Raw genomic sequence first — 711 nt, 5'->3', positions numbered from 1 at the left:
ATTAATTCCGTTCCAGTTAAACTCTTTCAAATATTACGCTTTAAATTTTCATCATATTTTACAATAGAATAATAATTATCATAAATTAAACCGATTGCTACTTGATTACAATTTTTTTCACTCTGATAAATAAACTTATTACTCAATCAAAAACCAATATGACGATTATGATTGGGTAAATTTATAAATGAAGCTTTATCTGTTCTAAAAACTATAAATTCTCTTCGAATAAAGTAATTTTCTATGTTAATATTCTTCTTATAACTTGGTTTCTGATACATTACTCAAATCAACTCGCTTTCGGTTACACTGCATTGAACAAACATTTAACTTAAAATACAAACTACCAACAATTTTTTTATTCAAAATAGAATGACAAATTTGACATTTACGTTTTAAAAAAAATATTCAAATTCCTAACATAATTAATCACACTCCTTTGTTTAATAAACATTGTTATATTTAATGTTTATCTATTGTTTATTTAATGTTTATATATTGTTTATCTATAGTTTATTTATTGTTTAATAAACATTGTTATATTTAATGTTTATCTATTGTTTATTTAATGTTTAATAAACATTGTTATTAACATTATTAAAAATATAAAATAGTAAAAATTGGCACACTGAAAAATACTATTAACAAGTTTAATAAAAGAAATATAAAATTAAAATTAATAAATCAAATAACATAACTAGTGTGCCATAG

The 711-nt window shown here is 20.3% G+C and carries 2 protein-coding genes; both read right to left on the bottom strand.

Annotation, left to right across the window (positions count from 1 at the left end):
* On the bottom strand, nt 1-281 hold a 281-nt coding region (locus C6B38_RS06345; RefSeq protein WP_146693348.1), incomplete at its 3' end, for a DUF3627 domain-containing protein.
* On the bottom strand, nt 259-423 hold the full coding sequence (locus C6B38_RS10645) for a hypothetical protein (RefSeq protein WP_167693716.1): 165 nt from the start codon (nt 421-423) through the stop codon (nt 259-261). The genes C6B38_RS10645 and C6B38_RS06345, both read right to left, overlap by 23 nt.
* Between the last annotated feature and the right edge of the window lie 288 nt (nt 424-711).

The organism is Spiroplasma sp. ChiS, from assembly GCF_002968355.1.
Lineage (GTDB): Bacteria > Bacillota_I > Bacilli_A > Mycoplasmatales > Mycoplasmataceae > Spiroplasma > Spiroplasma citri.
The sequence above is the reverse complement of the archived record's forward strand: the minus strand, read 5'-3'. Positions and strand labels throughout refer to the sequence as shown.